This is a genomic window from Veillonella ratti (assembly GCF_003992115.1).
Classification (GTDB): domain Bacteria; phylum Bacillota; class Negativicutes; order Veillonellales; family Veillonellaceae; genus Veillonella_A; species Veillonella_A ratti.
This window is the reverse complement of sequence record NZ_RQUX01000005.1, coordinates 1-17,639: the sequence shown is the minus strand read 5'-3', so window position 1 is coordinate 17,639 and position 17,639 is coordinate 1. Positions and strand designations below refer to the sequence as shown.

The following is a 17,639-nucleotide window of genomic DNA, read 5'->3' as shown; positions in this document are numbered from 1 at the left end:
ACTATATTAAAGGTGATGTGTTTTTGCTAAAAAAATGGTAAAATAATATGATATGATAATTCGGATTGGAAAGGATGTGAACGGATATGGCTCATAAACAGGCAGAGGCGGCATTGGCTCATTTCTTCGGCTATACTTCGTTCCGACCGGCGCAAGAAGTGCCGGTAGCGTCACTCTTGGCCAATAAAGATGTGATCGCCATTATGCCAACCGGTGCGGGCAAATCGATTTGTTTTCAAATTCCCGCCATACTAAAACCCGGTTTGACCATCGTTTTTTCACCGTTAATTTCCTTAATGCAGGACCAGGTAGACGGCCTTAGGATGCAAAAAATCCCGGCGGCGTATTTAAACAGCACGCAAGATAAGGATGAGTCCCTCAAGGTATTACAAGCTCTGCGACAGGGGCGCATTAAAATGTTATATTTGGCGCCGGAGCGATTAAGCTCGGACTGGTTTAGAAACTTCATCAAAGAATTGCCTATCGACCAGGTCATTATCGATGAAGCTCATTGCGTATCGCAGTGGGGCCATGATTTCAGACCTTCGTATCAGCTCATAGCACCGTTTATTGCGGAATTACCAAAGAGACCGGTTATCGGGGCCTTTACGGCCAGTGCCACGCGCGAAGTGGAAAACGATATGAAGCGCTTGCTCGGTTTAGAAAATGCTACCGTCCATGTAACCGGTTTTGACCGGCCCAATTTATCCTTCGAAGTGGTGCAACCGCAGAATAAGCTGCAATATGTGTTGCAGTTCGTGGCGGACCATGATGCGGCGAACGGGATTATTTACTGTGCCACCCGTAAAGATGTGGAAATGGTGTACGGCGAACTGGCTAAACGGGGCGTTGAGGTGGGCTATTATCACGCCGGCCTCAGTGATGAAATTCGCAAGATGCAGCAGGAGCGCTATGCTTACGATAAGGTGCGCGTTATGGTGGCTACCAGCGCTTTCGGCATGGGGATTGATAAGAGTAATGTGCGCTATGTACTGCATTACCAGATGCCGCGCAATATGGAAAGTTACTATCAGGAAGCGGGCCGTGCCGGTCGTGATGGGGCACCGTCAAAATGTGTGCTCCTTTATAGTGGCCGCGATGTGATGATACACAAGTATTTAATTAATGAATCGGTGCACGAACCGGAGCGGCGCCGTATTGAAATGAGCAAATTGCAGCAGATGATTAACTATTGTTTTACGACGGATTGTTTGCGTAAGTATATGCTTAACTACTTCGGTGAAACGGTGAACTGGACGCGCTGTGATAATTGCGGTTCTTGCTTACACAAAGGGGCACTGCGTGATTTGACGCAGGAAGCAAAGGCTATTTTTAAAGCGGTCGTTGATACGGAAGAGCGGTATGGGGCGGCTATGATTACGGATATTGTGGCCGGCAATCGCACCGATAGAATTGTGCGTTACGGTTATGATCGCTTGCCTGTATTTGGCCGTTTGGAAGATATGGACGACCGTGAAATAAAAGGCCTTATCCGTCAATTTACATCGCTTGGCTATCTCGATTGTGCCACCGGTAAATATCCGATTTTAAGCATTACGCCGGCCGGCGAAGCCGTGCTTGACGGTAGCGCCAAGGTGACCGAAGTACGTCGTCAGCTCGTAAAAGTACGGCCTGACGGACCGCGTCAAAGTGCGGGGGTCGCGCGCGTGGCCGGCGCCGGCAACAGCATGACCATGAAACGGCGGGCCTCGAATAAGCCTAATTTATTTGAAGCTTTACGCCAGCATCGCAAGACGCTGAGCGAACAGCTGAAAGTGCCGCCGTATTTGATTTTTCCCGACACCGTACTCATCGATATGGCGTCTATGAGACCGCAAACATTGGCGGATTTATATAAAATTAAAGGCATCGGCGAGGCAAAACTACAACGCTTCGGGCTGTCCTTTTTAAAAGTAATCAGTACATTCAGTGATTAAAGGAGACTATCATGAGCTCAGCAGATACTCAATACTTAGCGATTGTGGAACGCATTTTGAAGGATGGTTATTATGCTAATAACCGCACCGGTATTCCTACCTATAAATTACCGCACCAAATGATGCAATTTGATTTGAGTAAAGAATTTCCTATTTTGACGACTAAATTTGTGGCGTTCAAAACAGCTGTGAAAGAACTTTTGTGGATTTGGCAGAAGCAGAGTAATGATGTGAAAGAGTTGCAGGCTATGGGCGTCCATGTATGGGACGAATGGATGCGCGAAGACGGCACCATCGGCAAAGCGTACGGCTATCAACTGGCCAAGTACAAGCAGGTGGATAATTTACTTCGCATGTTGAAAGAAGATCCGCAGAGCCGCCGCATGATTGTTACTTTGTGGAACATTGAAGATTTGCCGGACATGGCATTGCAGCCTTGTGCGTATGAAACCTTATGGGATGTGGAAGGAGACCGTTTGAACTGTATGCTCGTACAGCGCAGTGGCGATATGGGTCTCGGCGTGCCGTTTAACATGACCCAGTACGCTACGCTTGTATACATGATTGCTCATGTAAGCGGTTTGAAACCGGGGCAATTTACCCATATTATCAACAACGCTCACATTTATGAAAACCACGTGGAAGCGTTGAAGACACAGCTGACCCGCTTGGAAGAAGCAAAACCGGCACCATCTTTATGGATTAATGATAAGGTACAAAACTTTTATGACTTCACGGCTGATGATGTAAAGCTGGAAGGGTATGAGCATTTAGGAAAATTGCCGATGGAGGTGGCCGTATAATGTTAGCGATGATCGTGGCACGGGCGAAGCATAATGTGATTGGCAAAGACAATCAGCTTATTTGGCATTTGCCGAAAGATTTGCAGTATTTTAAAAAACTGACTACCGGTCATGTTATCATTATGGGCCGTAAGACCTTGGAATCATTGCCGTTTTTACTCCCAAATCGTGAACATTGGGTAGTGACGCGTCAAACCGACTATGTACCGCCTTATGAAGGAGTACGCGTATTTACATCACCGGAAGCGGCCGCGGCGGAAGCGGCTAAGATCGATGTTGCCTATTGCATCGGCGGGGCGCAGATGTATGAATCGTTTATGCCTTATGCTGATGTTCTCTATGTTACGGAAATCGAGCATGAGTTTGAAGGGGATGCATATTTTCCGACTATTGATTTGAATGTCTTTGAAGTGGTAGAATCAATTCCCGGTGAAGTGGACGAGAAAAATCCATGGCCATTTAGTTTTGTTACGTATCGTCGAAAGGAGTAGTTCATGTTGGAAAAAATGTCCCAATATATTGCGGCCGAATTAGGAGTTAATCCTTGGCAGGTAAAGGTGGCCGTTGAATTATTGGATGAAGGGAACACGGTTCCTTTTATCGCCCGTTATCGTAAGGAAAAAACGGGTGAATTAAAAGATGAGCAACTTCGTGAAATCGAAGAACGCATTAAATATTTGCGTAATTTGGAACAGCGCCGTGAAGAAATTGTCCGTTCCATTACGGAACAGGAAAAAATGACGCCTGAATTGGCCACGGCTATCGAAGGGGCTATGAAGCTTCAGGAATTGGAAGATTTATATTTGCCCTATCGCCCTAAGAAGCGTACCCGTGCCTCCATTGCGCGTGAACGTGGGTTAGAGCCGTTGGCACAATTAATGCTGGCTGATACTACCGAGGATACGACGAGTACAATTAAAAGCTTAACGGCTCCATTCATAACGGAAGAAGTGCCTGACAGCGAGGCAGCCTTGCAAGGCGCCATGGATATTGTGGCGGAAGATGTGAGTGACCGTGCCGATTTCCGTGCGTACTTGCGTGATGCTATTTGGCGTCAGGGCAAAGTTAAAACCGTAATGGTGGGCGATGAAGATACGGCGGAAACCGATGAGGTGCGTCAAGTGTTCTTGAAATACGCCGACTATGAAGAGCCGATTCATCAATTACCGTCCCATCGTATTTTAGCTATTAATCGCGGTGAAAAATTAGGCGCCCTTAAAGTAACTTTGACCGCACCTGATGAAAAATATATCGAATACATGGTAAAGGCTATGCCGGAAACGGGCGTAGCAGCTTTAAAAGAATTTAAAGCCATAGCGGTGGCCGATGCGTATAAACGCCTTATCTTCCCGGCCATGGAGCGTGAAATTCGCAAGACGTTAACGGAAAATGCCGATGAACAGGCTATCAAGGTATTCGGGACAAATCTTCGCAATCTCTTATTACAGCCGCCGTTGGCCGGTCATGTAATTATGGGCCTCGATCCGGGCTATCGCATGGGCTGTAAAATGGCTGTCATCGATGCACAGGGGAATGTGCTCGACCAAGGCATTTACCATTTGACGTCCGGTGAGCGCGGTAAGGAAGCGGCCAAGAAAGATATGGCCGACTGCATTCGTAAGTGGAAAGTTACCTTGTTATCCATCGGTAACGGTACAGCCTCTTATGAAACGGAACAATTTGTTTCCCAATTGATTGAAGAAGAGCAATTGGATTGCCATTATATCATTACCAATGAAGCGGGTGCTTCAGTATATTCTGCTTCGAAATTGGCCATCGAAGAGTTACCGGATTTAGACGTATCCATTCGTGGCGCCGTGTCCATTGCGCGTCGTGTACAGGATCCGTTGGCAGAATCCGTTAAAATCGACCCGAAATCTATCGGGGTCGGTCAGTACCAACATGATGTTAATCAGAAACAATTGAGTGAAACCTTGGACCAAGTGGTGGAAACCGTAGTAAACCATGTGGGGGTTGAACTCAATACGGCATCGCCGGCTATTTTGGAACATGTGGCAGGGATTTCCGGCGCCGTAGCTAACAACATCGTAACCTATCGTAAAGATAACGGCGTTTTTCACAATCGCAAAGAATTGTTAAAAGTTAAACGCTTGGGACCGGCCGCCTTTACGCAATGTGCCGGGTTCTTGCGCATTAAGGACAGCGACAATCCCCTCGATAATACACCGGTTCATCCGGAATCCTATGAGTTGGCCGAAACGATTATTAACAATTTAGGCTATGCGTTAGAAGATTTAAATGATAAAGCGAAATTGGCTGATTTCCATACGAAGCTGGCTTTGGTTGATGCGGAAACAGTTGCTAAAGAATTGGATGCGGGCGTGCCGACGGTACGCGACATTTTGGACGCTTTGGCAAAACCGGGCCGCGACCCGCGTGAAGATTTGCCGGCGCCAATGACTCGTAAACACATCATGAGCTTGGAAGACGTAAAGGTGGGAACCGTTGTAAAGGGGACGGTTCACAATGTGGTAGATTTCGGCGCTTTCGTTGACTTCGGTTTAAAAGTTAACGGCCTCTTGCATCGCAGCGAATTCTGTCGCCGTGACCAACATCCGTCCGATGTCTTGGCTGTAGGCGATATTATTGAAGCGGAAATTATTTCCGTTGAGCCGAAACGCAATCGTATTGGTCTCTCTATGAAGGCGTTACGTGATAAAGAAAAAGCCGCGGCTGCCGTAGCAGCCGGTGATGATTCTAAGCAGAATAATCGCAATCGTGATAATGGCGGTAATCGCCGCGATAATCAAGGCGGTGAAAATCGCAACCGCAATAATCGTCGTGACGGCCGCAATCAGGAGCGTAATGCGGCTAACAACCGTGATGGCCGTCAAGGAGATCGCCATAACCGCCGTAATGATGACCGTCGCAATCGCAACGATAATCGAGGCGGTCGCAACAACCAAAATCGTCAAAAACGCCATGAACCGGCACCGTTTGAAAATAACAACATAACAATCGTATATAGTAAGAAAAAATAGGATAGTTTTTCATAAAGATAACCAAATTAGAAAAAAATAGGTATTCTGATTTGGTTATCTTCTTTTGTTTGTGATATAATACTAGAATGCGCCGACGAAAATTAGACGAAAATAAGATTGATTTACATAAGGAGGACTCATATAGTTCATGCTTGAAAAATTTGAAGAATTACAGATTAGCGAGCCCATTTTACGGGCTTTAAATGATATGGGGTTTGAAGAACCTACACCGATTCAGAAGGAAGCAATTCCTGTGGCAATGAGCGGCTTAGACATGATTGGCCAGGCTCAGACCGGTACCGGTAAAACTGCCGCTTTCGGTATTCCTGCATTGGAACAGGTTGATGAAAATCTTCGTGCCGTACAGGTTTTAATTTTATCGCCAACCCGTGAATTGGCTATTCAAGTAGCGGAAGAACTCAATAAAATGGCACAGCACACTCATATCCAGGCCTTGCCTATCTACGGCGGTCAGGATATTCAGCGCCAATTCCGCAGCTTGCGCAAAAATCCTCAAATTATCGTCGCAACCCCGGGTCGTTTAATGGATCACATGGAACGCGGATCCATCAATTTTGATAATGTAAAAGTTATCGTTCTCGATGAAGCCGATGAAATGCTTAATATGGGCTTCATTGATGACATCAATAAAATTTTGGCAGCCGTGCCGGAACAACGTCAGACATTGTTGTTCTCCGCCACTATGCCGCCGGCCATTCAGACTTTGGCTGAAAACTACTTAAAAGAACCACGCCTTATTCGCATGAAACCAACTCAGGTAACTATGGACTTAATCGAACAGTACTACATCGAAGTACAGGACCGTCAGAAGTTCGATTTACTCTGCCGTTTGCTCGACATGCAAGCCCCTGATCTTGCCATCGTATTCGGCCGTACGAAACGCCGTGTTGACGAAGTTACGGAAGGTTTGAAAAAACGCGGTTACATGGCTGAAGGCATTCATGGTGATTTATCGCAGCAGAAACGTGACAGCGTAATTCGTCAGTTCCGTGAAGGTACTATCGATATCTTGGTAGCTACCGACGTAGCCGCTCGCGGTCTCGATATCAGCGGTGTAACTCATGTATATAACTATGACTTGCCGCAAGACCCTGAAAGTTATGTTCACCGTGTAGGCCGTACCGGTCGTGCCGGTAAAGCAGGGATGGCAAACACGTTCGTTATTCCTCGTGAAATGGAACATTTACACGCTATCGAACGTTTGACTAAGCGTAAAATTGCTCGTCGTAAAGCACCGTCTTTAGGCGAAGTGTTGGAAGGTCAGCAGAAATTAGCCGTGCAGAGCTTAATCAACATGGCTGATGATACGGAAAACCTCAAAGAATACCGTGCCAGTGCGGAAGAATTATTGAATGATTTGGATTCCGTAACGTTGGTAGCGGCAGCTATTAAATTATTGACTAAAGAACCGGATACGACACCGGTAAATATTACGGAAGAAGCACCTTTACGTGTTCGTAAAAAACGCTCCTTCGGTAAAGACGGCCGTCGTCGTGACGGTCAGCGCAGCTCTCGCAGTTCCGATCGTCGCGGTGATCGCCGCAATGGTGAACGCAGTTTCCGTGACCGCAGTGGTCGTGATGATTCCCGTCGTGCCGGCGGCAATCGTTCCAAACGCCGTAATCCGGAAGGTCAAGGTCGTCGCGGTGGCCAGGAAGCACATAAGAGCGGTGCCTTTAAACCGTACTTCAAAGACTAATCCTACCATATATAATTAGATTTGATGAGCGGTTATCTTGCCAAAGTATACTAAATTTGCTATAATTACTTAACCAATAATTGTTATTGGTTAGAATTGATATTCTGGTTAAAGCAACTTAGCTACAGGCAACGTGCAGAGTTGCACGAAACACTTTTAAATCCGAGTGGAGAGAGGATTGATTGCTATGGATATTGCACAAAAACTGCGTTCCGAAGGTTACAAAGTAACCCCTCAACGTATTGCGATTTACCAAGTGCTTTATGGTCAAAATGAGCATCCAACGGCGGAAATGATTTATCAAAGTTTACGCCAAGATCATCCTACCATGAGTTTAGCAACCGTATATAAGACGATGGAAATTTTTGAAAAAATCGGTCTTGTAAAAGTTCTTGATATTGGTGATGATTCCAGCCGCTATGACTGGGATACTCATAACCACCCTCATATGCGTTGCAGCGTATGTAATCGCGTTGATGATTTACACGATATGAATATGGAAGATACCTTAGCTGAAGTCGAAGCATTGAGTCACTATAAAGTGACCGGCCAGCAAATTACGTTTGAAGGTATTTGCCCTGACTGTTTGCGTAAAGGAACCCATTAAACAAAAAGAGCCGCAAGGCTCTTTTTTTGTTATAATTAAAAAGTAACATGAAATAAATTTGCTATAAAATTTTAAAATATATTGTATTAATTGTATCGAAGGAGAGCAGTATGTTAACTATCGGATGTCATTTATCAATCAGCAAAGGCTATTTACATATGGGCACAGAGGCTTTAAGTCTTGGGGCCAATACATTCCAGTATTTTACACGCAATCCGCGCGGCGGCAAGGCCCGTACGTTTGACGAAGCGGATATGAAAGCGTTGGAAGCTTTTATGGCGGAGCATAACTTTGGTAAAATTTTAGGTCATGCACCGTATACGTTAAATGCTTGTGCTGCGGATCCGTCCCTGCGTCAGTTTGCTAAAAACATGATGCGCGAAGATTTAGAGCGTTTGGAATTTTTGCCGAATCAATTATATAATTTCCATCCCGGCAGTCATGTCAAACAAGGTGTTGATCAGGGCATCGAATATATTGTGGAAGCACTCAATGAAGTCATGTTTGAGGGCATGCACACTACCGTACTGTTAGAAACTATGGCCGGCAAAGGGACTGAAGTGGGCCGCACCTTTGAAGAAATTGCCCGCATTATTGATGGCGTGAAGTTAAAAGAGTACATTGGTGTCTGCATGGATACCTGCCATATTCACGAAGGAGATTATGATATTATCGGCGACTTGGATGGTGTTATGGAGTCTTTTGACAAAATCGTCGGCCTCGACCGTTTACATGCCATTCATTTGAATGATTCTAAAAACCCGCGGGGCGCCCATAAAGACCGTCATGAAAAAATCGGCGAAGGTCATATCGGTTTGGAAGCTATTACAAAGGTAATCAATCATCCGGCACTGCGCAATTTACCATTCTATTTGGAAACGCCGAACGAATTGGATGGTTATGCGAAGGAAATTGCCTTGTTGCGCAGCGTTTATAAAGAAGCGTAAGGTATGAGATACTTAGGTTTTTCAAAATCTCTATAAAAGGGAGCTTATAGAGAAATTCAGTGTTTAGCGTGTTTTGAAGAGGGATACTATGCGGATATTACACACCGGTGATTGGCATTTAGGTCGAATTTTTTATGCCCGCCATCTTACGAACGACCAGGCCTATGTACTGGAGCACCAATTTTTTAAGCTGCTGAAAGACGAAAAGATAGATGCCGTTGTTATTGCGGGCGATGTGTTTGATCGCGCCGTGCCGCCTGTGGAAGCGGTGGAACTATGGGATATGGTGATCACTAAATTGGCCTTGGACTATAAAATTCCGACGCTGGTAATCGGTGGCAATCATGATAGTGCGGAGCGTCTCGACATGGGCCGTGATTTGTATTCTAAATCACACGTTCATGTGTGGGGGCGTATGGACCGCAGTTTAGAGCCTCTTTATTTAGAAGATGGGCATGGCGAAATTGCCTTTTGTCCTATGCCGTTTACGGAACCGCGCACAGTTTTGACCAATTTATTGGAAACCGTTCCGGCGGTACATCGTTTGGATGAGTGGCAAAATCTGGCGGTAGCCTATGGCGAAACTTATGCGGCTTGGGCCGATTATTTGCGTAGCCTCGTACCGGAAGGAATGCGTACGGTCGGCATGGCTCATACTATGGTAGCCGGCAGTATTACCAGTGAATCGGAACGACCTTTGGTAATTGGCGGTACCGCTAATGTGGGGGTGGACGTATTTGCGCCGTTTAACTATACGGCCCTGGGGCATATTCACCGGCCGCAACGCATGGGGGCCGACAACATTCGCTACAGCGGGTCTCTATTAAAATATTCCTTTGATGAGGCGAATCATAATAAGTCGTTTACCATTGTTGATATGGATGCAAAGGGTGACTGCCAAATTGAACAGGTCGGTATCGAAGCGTTACATGATGTAGCCATTGTCAAAGGCAATTTTAATGATATTTTGCAAGATACGGCACTTCATGAAACTTACAAAGATACGTATTTACAAGTTGAACTGGCGGATACGGAACCGGTTATCGACGGCATGGCACGCTTGCGTGACGTTTTTCCATACGCCATGTCCTTGGAGCTTACGGGCCGTATGCAGGCGGAACTGACTGCCGACAATCGCGTAAATTATAAAGAATTATCAGAGCGTGAATTATTTGAAAATTTTGCTTTGGCCGTTCGTAATGAGCCGTTAAGTGACGAGGAGAAGGAATTTATGAACTCTCTTTGGGAACGTTTGATTAAGGAGGACTGACATGAGACCTTTAACTTTAACAATGACGGCGTTTGGTCCTTACGCGGAAACGGTTCACTTGGACTTTGATGATTTGAAAGAAGAAAGTTTATTTCTCATTACGGGGCCGACGGGAGCCGGTAAAACAAGTATTTTAGATGCCATGGTGTATGCTTTGTTCGGCGAATCCAGTGGCGGTTTGCGCAGCGGCACAAGCATGCGCAGTGATTACGCTTCCCCGGAAACATTGACGAAAGTTACCTTTACTTTTTCAGTAGGTGACGGCCAATATAAGATTGAACGCTGTCCGAAACAAAAAGTAAAGAAACGACGCGGTGAAGGCTTTCGTGAGCAGGCTGCCGTAGCATCATTAGCCGTTTTAGACGATGGCGAATGGCAGGAATTCAGCAGTCGCGCCAATGACATTAAGGAAAAGGTGCATGAGATTCTGGGCTTTAGAGCGGAACAGTTTTTGCAAGTCGTATTACTGCCGCAAGGGGAATTTCGTAAACTCCTGGTAGCCCCTACTTCAGAGCGTGAAACGCTGATGCACAGTCTCTTTCGCACTGAAATTTATGCCCGTTTACAGGACATGCTCAAAGAAGAGCATGACAAAGTATATGCATCGGCGCGTGAGGTGGTAGACCGTCAACGATATTTATTGAGTACAGAAGACGTGAAGACGGAAACAGATTTGCGTGAAAAATTAAGCAGTGCCGAAGCGGAACAGACGAAAGCGGCAGGCATCTTAGCCGAGGCGCAAGCCAATCAGGTAAAAATTTTGGCTGACTATGAATTAGGGGAAAAACGCCAAACATTAGGCGCCACCATTAATGAAAAACAAGCGGAACTCGCTGATTTGATGAAACAAGCAGAATCTGTTAATGAATCGCGGCAAATTGTAGAGCGTTTGGAGCAAGTGATGCCGATTTTTCAGAAAGAAACGGAACTGGCAAAGCTAGAAGCTAAAAAACAGCAGCTTGCCAATGATTTAATAGCTGCGCGGATCGACAAAGAGGCACTCGTGAAAACTGGGGCGACGCTAACTGCTACGAAGGCATCTTTGGGAGAGCGTAAACCTATGAGTGAAACCTATCGTTTGGATATTCACAAGGCAGGCGAGATTAAAGCGCATTTTGATGCTATTACGTTACTTCAGACTGAATTAAAACAGCTTGGGGAAGACGTTGAAAATGCGGAAGAAGCTGTAAAGGCGGCGAATGAACTTTTAAAAACTAAGCTGGAAGAAGCGGATACGACAAGTAAGAGTGTAGCAGAACTTCGGCAGGCTTTAGGTAATCAAAGTCAACTCATGAAGGAACGTGAGGCTGTTTTGACGGCCGTTCAATTGGGTGAAAACGCAGCGCGGTTAATAGAAGAGCGAGCAGCGGCCAAAGTACAAGCGGCTAACACGCGTCATGCTTATGAAGAAGCTAAGCAGCAGGAAGAATTAGCTTTTATGGAGCGAGCGCATCAGGAAAATCTGCGCCGGCAATTTGCGGCAGCGGGATTAGCAATCGCTTTGAAGGCTCATGAAGCCTGTCCGGTTTGCGGATCTACGGAACATCCTCTCAAGGCTGTTTTGCCTGATGAATACTCGGAAGAAGCCATGGCGAACGCAGAAAAAGTGTATAGTGAAGCGCTACAAGAATCATCCGCTCGGGCGGAACGACAGAGCGCGGCTGCCGAACTATGGACCCGTGCCGATGAGGCGGTCAAAGAAAGTGAAAGTGCTATAGCAGGCTGGTTGGCTGAACATGGCGATATAGATATAAAATCAACGATTGCCTGTGAGTTCTTGGCAGAAGCGGAAAGTGTTAAAACTATTCTGAATCAGCGCAGTCAAGCCCTAGCCGTAAAAGAGAAGAAAGTTACACAATTGAATGATAGCCTTACGGCTTTAAATAATACGATTGAGACCATTCGTACCGAACTGAAAGAGAAAGAAATAAGCTATCAGGATATGCGCACGAAGCTCGTAGGTAAGCAGGAAGGTTTGACGCTTCATCAAGATGCGGTAAAAGCGATAGATAAGGTTTCTTGGGCGAAAGAATTACAAGCTAAAGAGACATGGCTCGTTGCTTTTGAAAAAGAACAGCTTCAATTTGAAGAAGCGGAACGTGATTATTTACAAGCCAAGAGCTCAAATGAAACGACGATTATAAATCTGGAAAAACAGCAGCGGGAAACGATGCACGAGGCTACGGTTAAAGCACAGGAGATTGAAGCGGAACTTCACCGATTAAAATTGAGTACCGCAGAGTTGATGGTTCTTCGGCCGATGGTGAAACGCAAGCCGGAATTCGTAACAACCGTCAAGAATTATGATGCGGCAGTGGACCGAGTGCAAACTTTGTTGACGGCGGCCTCCAATGATTTAGCGTCGCTGGCAGAACCGTCCATGGTCGTAACGAAAGAAATGAAGGACGAAGCGTCAGCTATCTATGAAAACGCTGTGCGTAACGAAACGAAGGCAGCGGAGTCGGTTCGTCATCTTGGGGAAGTTTTAACCGAATACAGTAAATTAGTGGCCGATAATGCGGCGATAACCGAACGATTTGCGTTTATTAATAATCTCTATGAGCTTGCTAATGGCGGCAATGCCGGGCAAAAAGGGGTGACCTTTGAACGCTATGTGCTCGGGGCTATTTTGGAAGAAGTGGTGGTGGCCGCCAATGTACGGCTGCGTCAGATGAGCCGAGGGCGCTATGAATTGCGACGTGCTCAGGCGGACAGTGTCAGTCGCGGTCATCGTGGTCTTGATCTGTCGGTGCTTGATACCTATACGGGTTATGAACGGCCGGCTAATACCTTGTCCGGCGGTGAAACCTTCCTTGCTTCTTTGTCGTTGGCTATGGGTTTAGCCGATATTATTCAAGCTTATGCCGGAGGGATTCACTTGGATACGATTTTCATTGATGAAGGTTTCGGGACTTTGGATCCGGATACGCTCGATATTGCCATGGAGACCTTGGTGGAATTGCAAAAATCGGGACGCTTGGTTGGTATTATTTCTCATGTACCTGAATTGAAGGGGCGCATACCGACCCATCTGGTAGTGGAAGCTACTAATAAGGGCAGTACGGCTCACTTTTTAGTACCATAAATATACGGGCGTAGAAAATGTATAGCCCTAAGCATGTTGTAAGCGATACATCATATAGTAGTTTGTCATATTGTTACTTCATCATATAGCAATATATCGAGATTTATGATACTATTAAATAGCAGTATTAAATATTTTGAGCAGTAAATTTTGAAATAGAAAATTAAATAAGTTCCTATGACTTTTTATGTGATGAGAGGAGATTACAAACATGAAATTTACAATGGTACATAATAATTTTAATGTTCGTGATTTAGATAAAAGCATTAAATTTTACGAAGACGCTTTAGGTTTAAAACCGGGTCGTCGCATTGAACCGGCTGACGGTTCTTTTAAAATCGTATATTTGGAAGACGGTAGCAGTAATCATCAGTTGGAATTGACATGGTTACGTGATTGGGACCGTCCGTACAATTTAGGTGATAACGAATTCCATTTGGCATTCGTTGTTGATGATTATGAAGGGGCTTTCAAAAAACACAAAGAAATGGGTTGTGTTGTGTATGAAAACCCTAACATGGGCATTTACTTCATTGCCGATCCGGATGGTTATTGGTTGGAAGTAATTCCGGCGACTCGTTAATTTGGAATTATAGCGACTCGTTAATTTGAAATTATAGTCGTTTTTAAAACGCTGTTGCCTAAGAGCGGCAGCTTGTAGTAGTCACTTCGGTGGCAGTCAGTAAAAAGTGTATTATTGATGGGAGATTTGAATGGAACACATGTTTACCCGCTTGGAATGGCTGGTAGGAAAAGAAAAATTAGAAAATTTGGGTACTAAATCGGTAGCCTTGTTTGGTTGTGGCGGTGTAGGCGGTTTTGCCATGGAAGCATTGGTGCGCACCGGTATCGGTCGTTTAGTTTTGATTGACGGCGATAAAGTTACAGTGAGTAATTTGAACCGTCAGCTTATTGCGACGCAGGAAACTATCGGTCGTCGTAAGGTGGAAGTGGCGAAAGAGCGCGCTTTGTCGATTCATCCTGATATGCAGGTAGATACTTACGATATCGTATATACCAAGGAAGCGTATCCTGATTTTATCAAGGACATTAAGGTAGACTTTGTTATCGATGCGATTGACATGGTAACGGCTAAATTGGCGATTATTGAAAACTGTCAGGAATTAGGTATTCCTTGTATTTCGTCAATGGGCACGGGTAATAAGATGCATCCGGAATTACTTCGCATTTCCGATATCAGTAAAACTCACACCTGTCCTTTGGCCAAAGTTATGCGCCGCGAATTGCGCAAACGCGGTATCAAGAAACAGACCGTAGTTTTTTCCACTGAAAAGCCGATGACGCCGACTCGTGATGACGATTCACGCAGTCCCGGCTCTTGCGGTTTCGTACCATCCGTAGCGGGTCTTATGTTGTCGAGTTATGTACTGCGTACATTGTTGGAGGTAGAATAGCATGAAAAAAGCGATTATCCATATGGAAAAAGGCGATATTACGATTGAATTATTTGAAAAAGAAGCACCGGGCACGGTTGCTAATTTTGAAAAATTAATCAAAGAAGGCTTTTATGACGGCCTTACATTTCATCGTGTAATTCCGGGCTTCGTAGCCCAAGGCGGTTGTCCTAACGGCAACGGTACGGGTGGTCCGGGCTACACCATTAAAGATGAATTAATCGGTAATCCGCACAAACATGAACGCGGTGCTTTGTCCATGGCTCACCGCGGACCGAATACAGGGGGCAGTCAGTTCTTTATCGTGTATGAACCACAGCCTCATTTGGACGGTGTTCACACTGTATTTGGTAAAGTAATTGAAGGCATGGATGTAGTAGATGGCATTCAGCAAGGCGACCGTATGGTTAAGGTTGAAGTTGTAGAAGACTAAGCTTAATCGTAGGTCTATGTATAGAAGGTCACTATTACAATAATTTTATATGTTAAATTAAGTTGATGTAATAGAGGATTGAGTAATATATGGAGAGTTTGACACTCAAACATCCTGAATGGTTGCAGGTGAAAAAAGACGGCCGTTTTTCTTACGGTTATAACCAAGAATGGTATCATGATGATTGGCAGCGTTTGTCCGGGTGCGGCCCGACGACGGCTACACAGGTAATCAGCTACGTGCAGTTTCGTGACGGTTTGCTCGATAGCACGACCAGTAATGATGGCGAAGCTGCTTTAAAGCGCATGGAAGAATTATTCCAGTATGTGCGTCCCCGCATCGGTGGCGGTTTGTATAAAACACAGTGGTTTCAAGAAGGTTTGAACGACTATTGTGAAAAGAAAGAATTGCCTTACACCGTTAAGATGATGGGGGTTTACCCGTTTGCTGTATGTCGTCAACCGTTGCAGCAGGTAGTAAATTTCATTAAACAGGGCCTCGGCAGTGATTCGCCGGTTGCTTTTTTGAATCGTCATCGCGGTAATGAAAAAGGCTTGTCCACATGGCATTGGGTTCCTATCGTAAAATTAACGGAAAACAATGATGATGTGCGTTGCGTAGTGTACGATGAAGAAATTGAACGCATTTTTTCGCTGAAAAGATGGTTACAAGATACCATGTTGGGCGGCGGTTTTGCCTATGCCGTACGCAAGCAGTAGTAATTGGTTGCAGTGAACGGCAATAATCACGGAGCTTGTAATTATAAAAGGGATGGAGTTTTCAAATTTGTATTCACTGATTTGGTAGGATTAGTGCTTGTTAATCGATTAGGAGGTTACCAATGGCAGATTGGATTACAGAAAATCAGTCCGCTCATTTGAAATTGAGCGCAGAAATCGATAAAGTTTTATATTCCGGACAATCGGAATTTCAGAAAATTGAAGTGGTTCACAGCTTAGAATATGGCACTATGTTGTCCTTGGATGGTGTGTTCCAAACATCGGAACGGGAAGAGTTTATCTATCATGAAATGATGTCCCATGTTCCTTTGTTCTTGCATCCCAATCCAAAGCATGTATTGATCATCGGCGGCGGTGACGGCGGTGTAGCCAGAGAATGCGTACGCCATGATTGTGTTGAAACCGTAACAATGATTGAAATTGACGGTAAAGTCGTGGAATTGGCTAAAGAATACTTGCCGACCATTGCCGATGCTATGATTCGCAAAGATCCAAAACTCACAGTAACGATTGGTGACGGTATCGGTTTTATGGCGCAGGCTGAAAATAAATACGATGTTATTATCGTGGATTGCTCCGACCCAATCGGACCGGGGGAAGGTTTATTTACCGATGAATTCTATGCCAATACGTATAAGGCGTTAAAAGAAGATGGTCTTTTTGTGCAACAAACTGAATCACCTATGATGCATCAGCCGTTGGTTGAAAAAGTATTCGGCTACGTTTCGAATCACTTCCCAATTGCTCGTCTTTATACGGCGTTTATTCCAATCTATCCAACCGGAATGCATTGCTTCACTATGGGTTCGAAGAAATATGACCCACTAACATGGGAAGCTAATCGTGAACAGACGTTTACAACTAAATACTATAACGAGGGGATACAAAAGGCGGCATTTGCATTGCCTAATTTTGTAAAAGATTATTTAATCAAAAAATAACTAGTTAATTAAAAATAATAGTTGACAGTATCCCTCGGAGAATGATACAATATCATTCGTTACGGGGGATACTTTCCTCTGTATGTTCCACAGTGGTGGGTATGGTGAAGCGGTTAACACGGCGGATTGTGGCTCCGTTACGCGTGGGTTCGATCCCCACTACTCACCCCACTTAGGGGCGTCGCCAAGTGGTAAGGCAATGGACTTTGACTCCATTATGCGCTGGTTCGATCCCAGCCGCCCCTGCCATTGCATGACTCATTAGCTCAGTTGGTAGAGCACCTGACTTTTAATCAGGGTGTCCCGCGTTCGAGTCGCGGATGAGTCACCATTTAAAAGCATCGTCATTGCGACGATGCTTTTTCTCTATCTTTAACAGCTTGTTACAACAGCTAATGAAACTATTAACAGTTATCTTTGGATTGTCTGGGTGACGAACACTGTAATTAAACTGTAAAGCCTTAGTTTATGCGGGTTTTCGGCGAACGGTGTAAAAATAGTAAAAAAGTTGTAAAAAAATGGTTGACATAATCTTCTATCACTGATAGAATGATTAAGTCGTCAGGCGATGAAAGTTAAAAACCTGACGCGCAGATCTTTGAAAACTGAACAATATAAGGTAATCATTTTTAACGAAATGAACATAGCCAGAGTGCGGGTTTCAACAACGTTGAAACCAACCAAATAAATTCTAAGTCAGATAACTTCGGTTAAGCTGACAACAACGAAAACGAGCTAG

General features: G+C 45.0%; 14 protein-coding genes and 3 tRNA genes. All 17 read left to right on the top strand.

Going from position 1 to position 17,639, the window contains the following annotated elements; translation table 11 throughout:
* Positions 1 to 86: 86 nt before the first annotated feature.
* Positions 87 to 1,937 (top strand): DNA helicase RecQ, encoded by a 1,851-nt coding sequence (gene recQ, locus EO124_RS03205; RefSeq protein ID WP_127058303.1) that lies wholly within the window; start codon positions 87 to 89, stop codon positions 1,935 to 1,937.
* 11 nt (positions 1,938 to 1,948) lie between these two features.
* Positions 1,949 to 2,740, top strand: coding sequence for a thymidylate synthase (locus EO124_RS03200; RefSeq protein WP_127058302.1), 792 nt, complete (start codon positions 1,949 to 1,951; stop codon positions 2,738 to 2,740).
* Entirely contained in the window at positions 2,740 to 3,231 is a 492-nt protein-coding gene (locus EO124_RS03195; RefSeq protein ID WP_127058301.1) for a dihydrofolate reductase, read from the top strand. The genes EO124_RS03200 and EO124_RS03195 overlap by 1 nt, the downstream gene beginning before the upstream one ends.
* Before the next feature lie 3 nt (positions 3,232 to 3,234).
* A complete protein-coding gene (locus tag EO124_RS03190; protein WP_127058300.1) occupies positions 3,235 to 5,742 on the top strand; it encodes a Tex family protein in 2,508 nt (835 codons plus the stop codon).
* 148 nt (positions 5,743 to 5,890) lie between these two features.
* A complete protein-coding gene (gene cshA / locus EO124_RS03185; RefSeq protein WP_021840755.1) occupies positions 5,891 to 7,462 on the top strand; it encodes a degradosome RNA helicase CshA in 1,572 nt (523 codons plus the stop codon).
* 187 nt (positions 7,463 to 7,649) lie between these two features.
* Complete coding sequence (locus EO124_RS03180; protein ID WP_021840756.1) at positions 7,650 to 8,069, top strand: Fur family transcriptional regulator; 420 nt, start codon at positions 7,650 to 7,652, stop codon at positions 8,067 to 8,069.
* Positions 8,070 to 8,179: 110 nt separating this feature from the next.
* The gene (locus EO124_RS03175) at positions 8,180 to 9,016 is read left to right on the top strand and encodes a deoxyribonuclease IV (protein WP_127058299.1); all 837 of its coding nucleotides are present in this window, start codon (positions 8,180 to 8,182) and stop codon (positions 9,014 to 9,016) included.
* Positions 9,017 to 9,104: 88 nt separating this feature from the next.
* A complete protein-coding gene (locus EO124_RS03170) occupies positions 9,105 to 10,286 on the top strand; it encodes an exonuclease SbcCD subunit D (protein WP_127058298.1) in 1,182 nt (393 codons plus the stop codon).
* A 1-nt stretch (position 10,287) separates the two neighbouring features.
* Positions 10,288 to 13,371, top strand: a complete 3,084-nt coding sequence (locus EO124_RS03165) for an AAA family ATPase (protein WP_127058297.1) — start codon at positions 10,288 to 10,290, stop codon at positions 13,369 to 13,371.
* 211 nt (positions 13,372 to 13,582) lie between these two features.
* Positions 13,583 to 13,954: a VOC family protein gene (locus tag EO124_RS03160; RefSeq protein WP_021840760.1), complete on the top strand. Its 372-nt coding sequence runs from the start codon at positions 13,583 to 13,585 to the stop codon at positions 13,952 to 13,954.
* A 130-nt stretch (positions 13,955 to 14,084) separates the two neighbouring features.
* Positions 14,085 to 14,786 (top strand): tRNA threonylcarbamoyladenosine dehydratase, encoded by a 702-nt coding sequence (locus tag EO124_RS03155; RefSeq protein WP_127058296.1) that lies wholly within the window; start codon positions 14,085 to 14,087, stop codon positions 14,784 to 14,786.
* Between the two features lies 1 nt (position 14,787).
* Positions 14,788 to 15,219 (top strand): peptidylprolyl isomerase, encoded by a 432-nt coding sequence (locus EO124_RS03150; protein ID WP_006555874.1) that lies wholly within the window; start codon positions 14,788 to 14,790, stop codon positions 15,217 to 15,219.
* An 89-nt stretch (positions 15,220 to 15,308) separates the two neighbouring features.
* Positions 15,309 to 15,938, top strand: a complete 630-nt coding sequence (locus EO124_RS03145) for a hypothetical protein (protein ID WP_127058295.1) — start codon at positions 15,309 to 15,311, stop codon at positions 15,936 to 15,938.
* A gap of 122 nt (positions 15,939 to 16,060) precedes the next feature.
* Complete coding sequence (gene speE, locus EO124_RS03140; RefSeq protein WP_127058294.1) at positions 16,061 to 16,900, top strand: polyamine aminopropyltransferase; 840 nt, start codon at positions 16,061 to 16,063, stop codon at positions 16,898 to 16,900.
* A gap of 95 nt (positions 16,901 to 16,995) precedes the next feature.
* A tRNA-His gene (locus EO124_RS03135) sits at positions 16,996 to 17,071 on the top strand.
* Between the two features lie 3 nt (positions 17,072 to 17,074).
* A tRNA-Gln gene (locus EO124_RS03130) sits at positions 17,075 to 17,149 on the top strand.
* 6 nt (positions 17,150 to 17,155) lie between these two features.
* A tRNA-Lys gene (locus EO124_RS03125) sits at positions 17,156 to 17,231 on the top strand.
* Positions 17,232 to 17,639: the final 408 nt, after the last annotated feature.

Coding starts and splice junctions, on each gene's coding strand:
- recQ (WP_127058303.1), top strand. CDS start 87: ATGGCTCATAAACAGGCAGAGGCGGCATTGGCTCATTTCTTCGGCTAT.
- EO124_RS03200 (WP_127058302.1), top strand. CDS start 1,949: ATGAGCTCAGCAGATACTCAATACTTAGCGATTGTGGAACGCATTTTG.
- EO124_RS03195 (WP_127058301.1), top strand. CDS start 2,740: ATGTTAGCGATGATCGTGGCACGGGCGAAGCATAATGTGATTGGCAAA.
- EO124_RS03190 (WP_127058300.1), top strand. CDS start 3,235: ATGTTGGAAAAAATGTCCCAATATATTGCGGCCGAATTAGGAGTTAAT.
- cshA (WP_021840755.1), top strand. CDS start 5,891: ATGCTTGAAAAATTTGAAGAATTACAGATTAGCGAGCCCATTTTACGG.
- EO124_RS03180 (WP_021840756.1), top strand. CDS start 7,650: ATGGATATTGCACAAAAACTGCGTTCCGAAGGTTACAAAGTAACCCCT.
- EO124_RS03175 (WP_127058299.1), top strand. CDS start 8,180: ATGTTAACTATCGGATGTCATTTATCAATCAGCAAAGGCTATTTACAT.
- EO124_RS03170 (WP_127058298.1), top strand. CDS start 9,105: ATGCGGATATTACACACCGGTGATTGGCATTTAGGTCGAATTTTTTAT.
- EO124_RS03165 (WP_127058297.1), top strand. CDS start 10,288: ATGAGACCTTTAACTTTAACAATGACGGCGTTTGGTCCTTACGCGGAA.
- EO124_RS03160 (WP_021840760.1), top strand. CDS start 13,583: ATGAAATTTACAATGGTACATAATAATTTTAATGTTCGTGATTTAGAT.
- EO124_RS03155 (WP_127058296.1), top strand. CDS start 14,085: ATGGAACACATGTTTACCCGCTTGGAATGGCTGGTAGGAAAAGAAAAA.
- EO124_RS03150 (WP_006555874.1), top strand. CDS start 14,788: ATGAAAAAAGCGATTATCCATATGGAAAAAGGCGATATTACGATTGAA.
- EO124_RS03145 (WP_127058295.1), top strand. CDS start 15,309: ATGGAGAGTTTGACACTCAAACATCCTGAATGGTTGCAGGTGAAAAAA.
- speE (WP_127058294.1), top strand. CDS start 16,061: ATGGCAGATTGGATTACAGAAAATCAGTCCGCTCATTTGAAATTGAGC.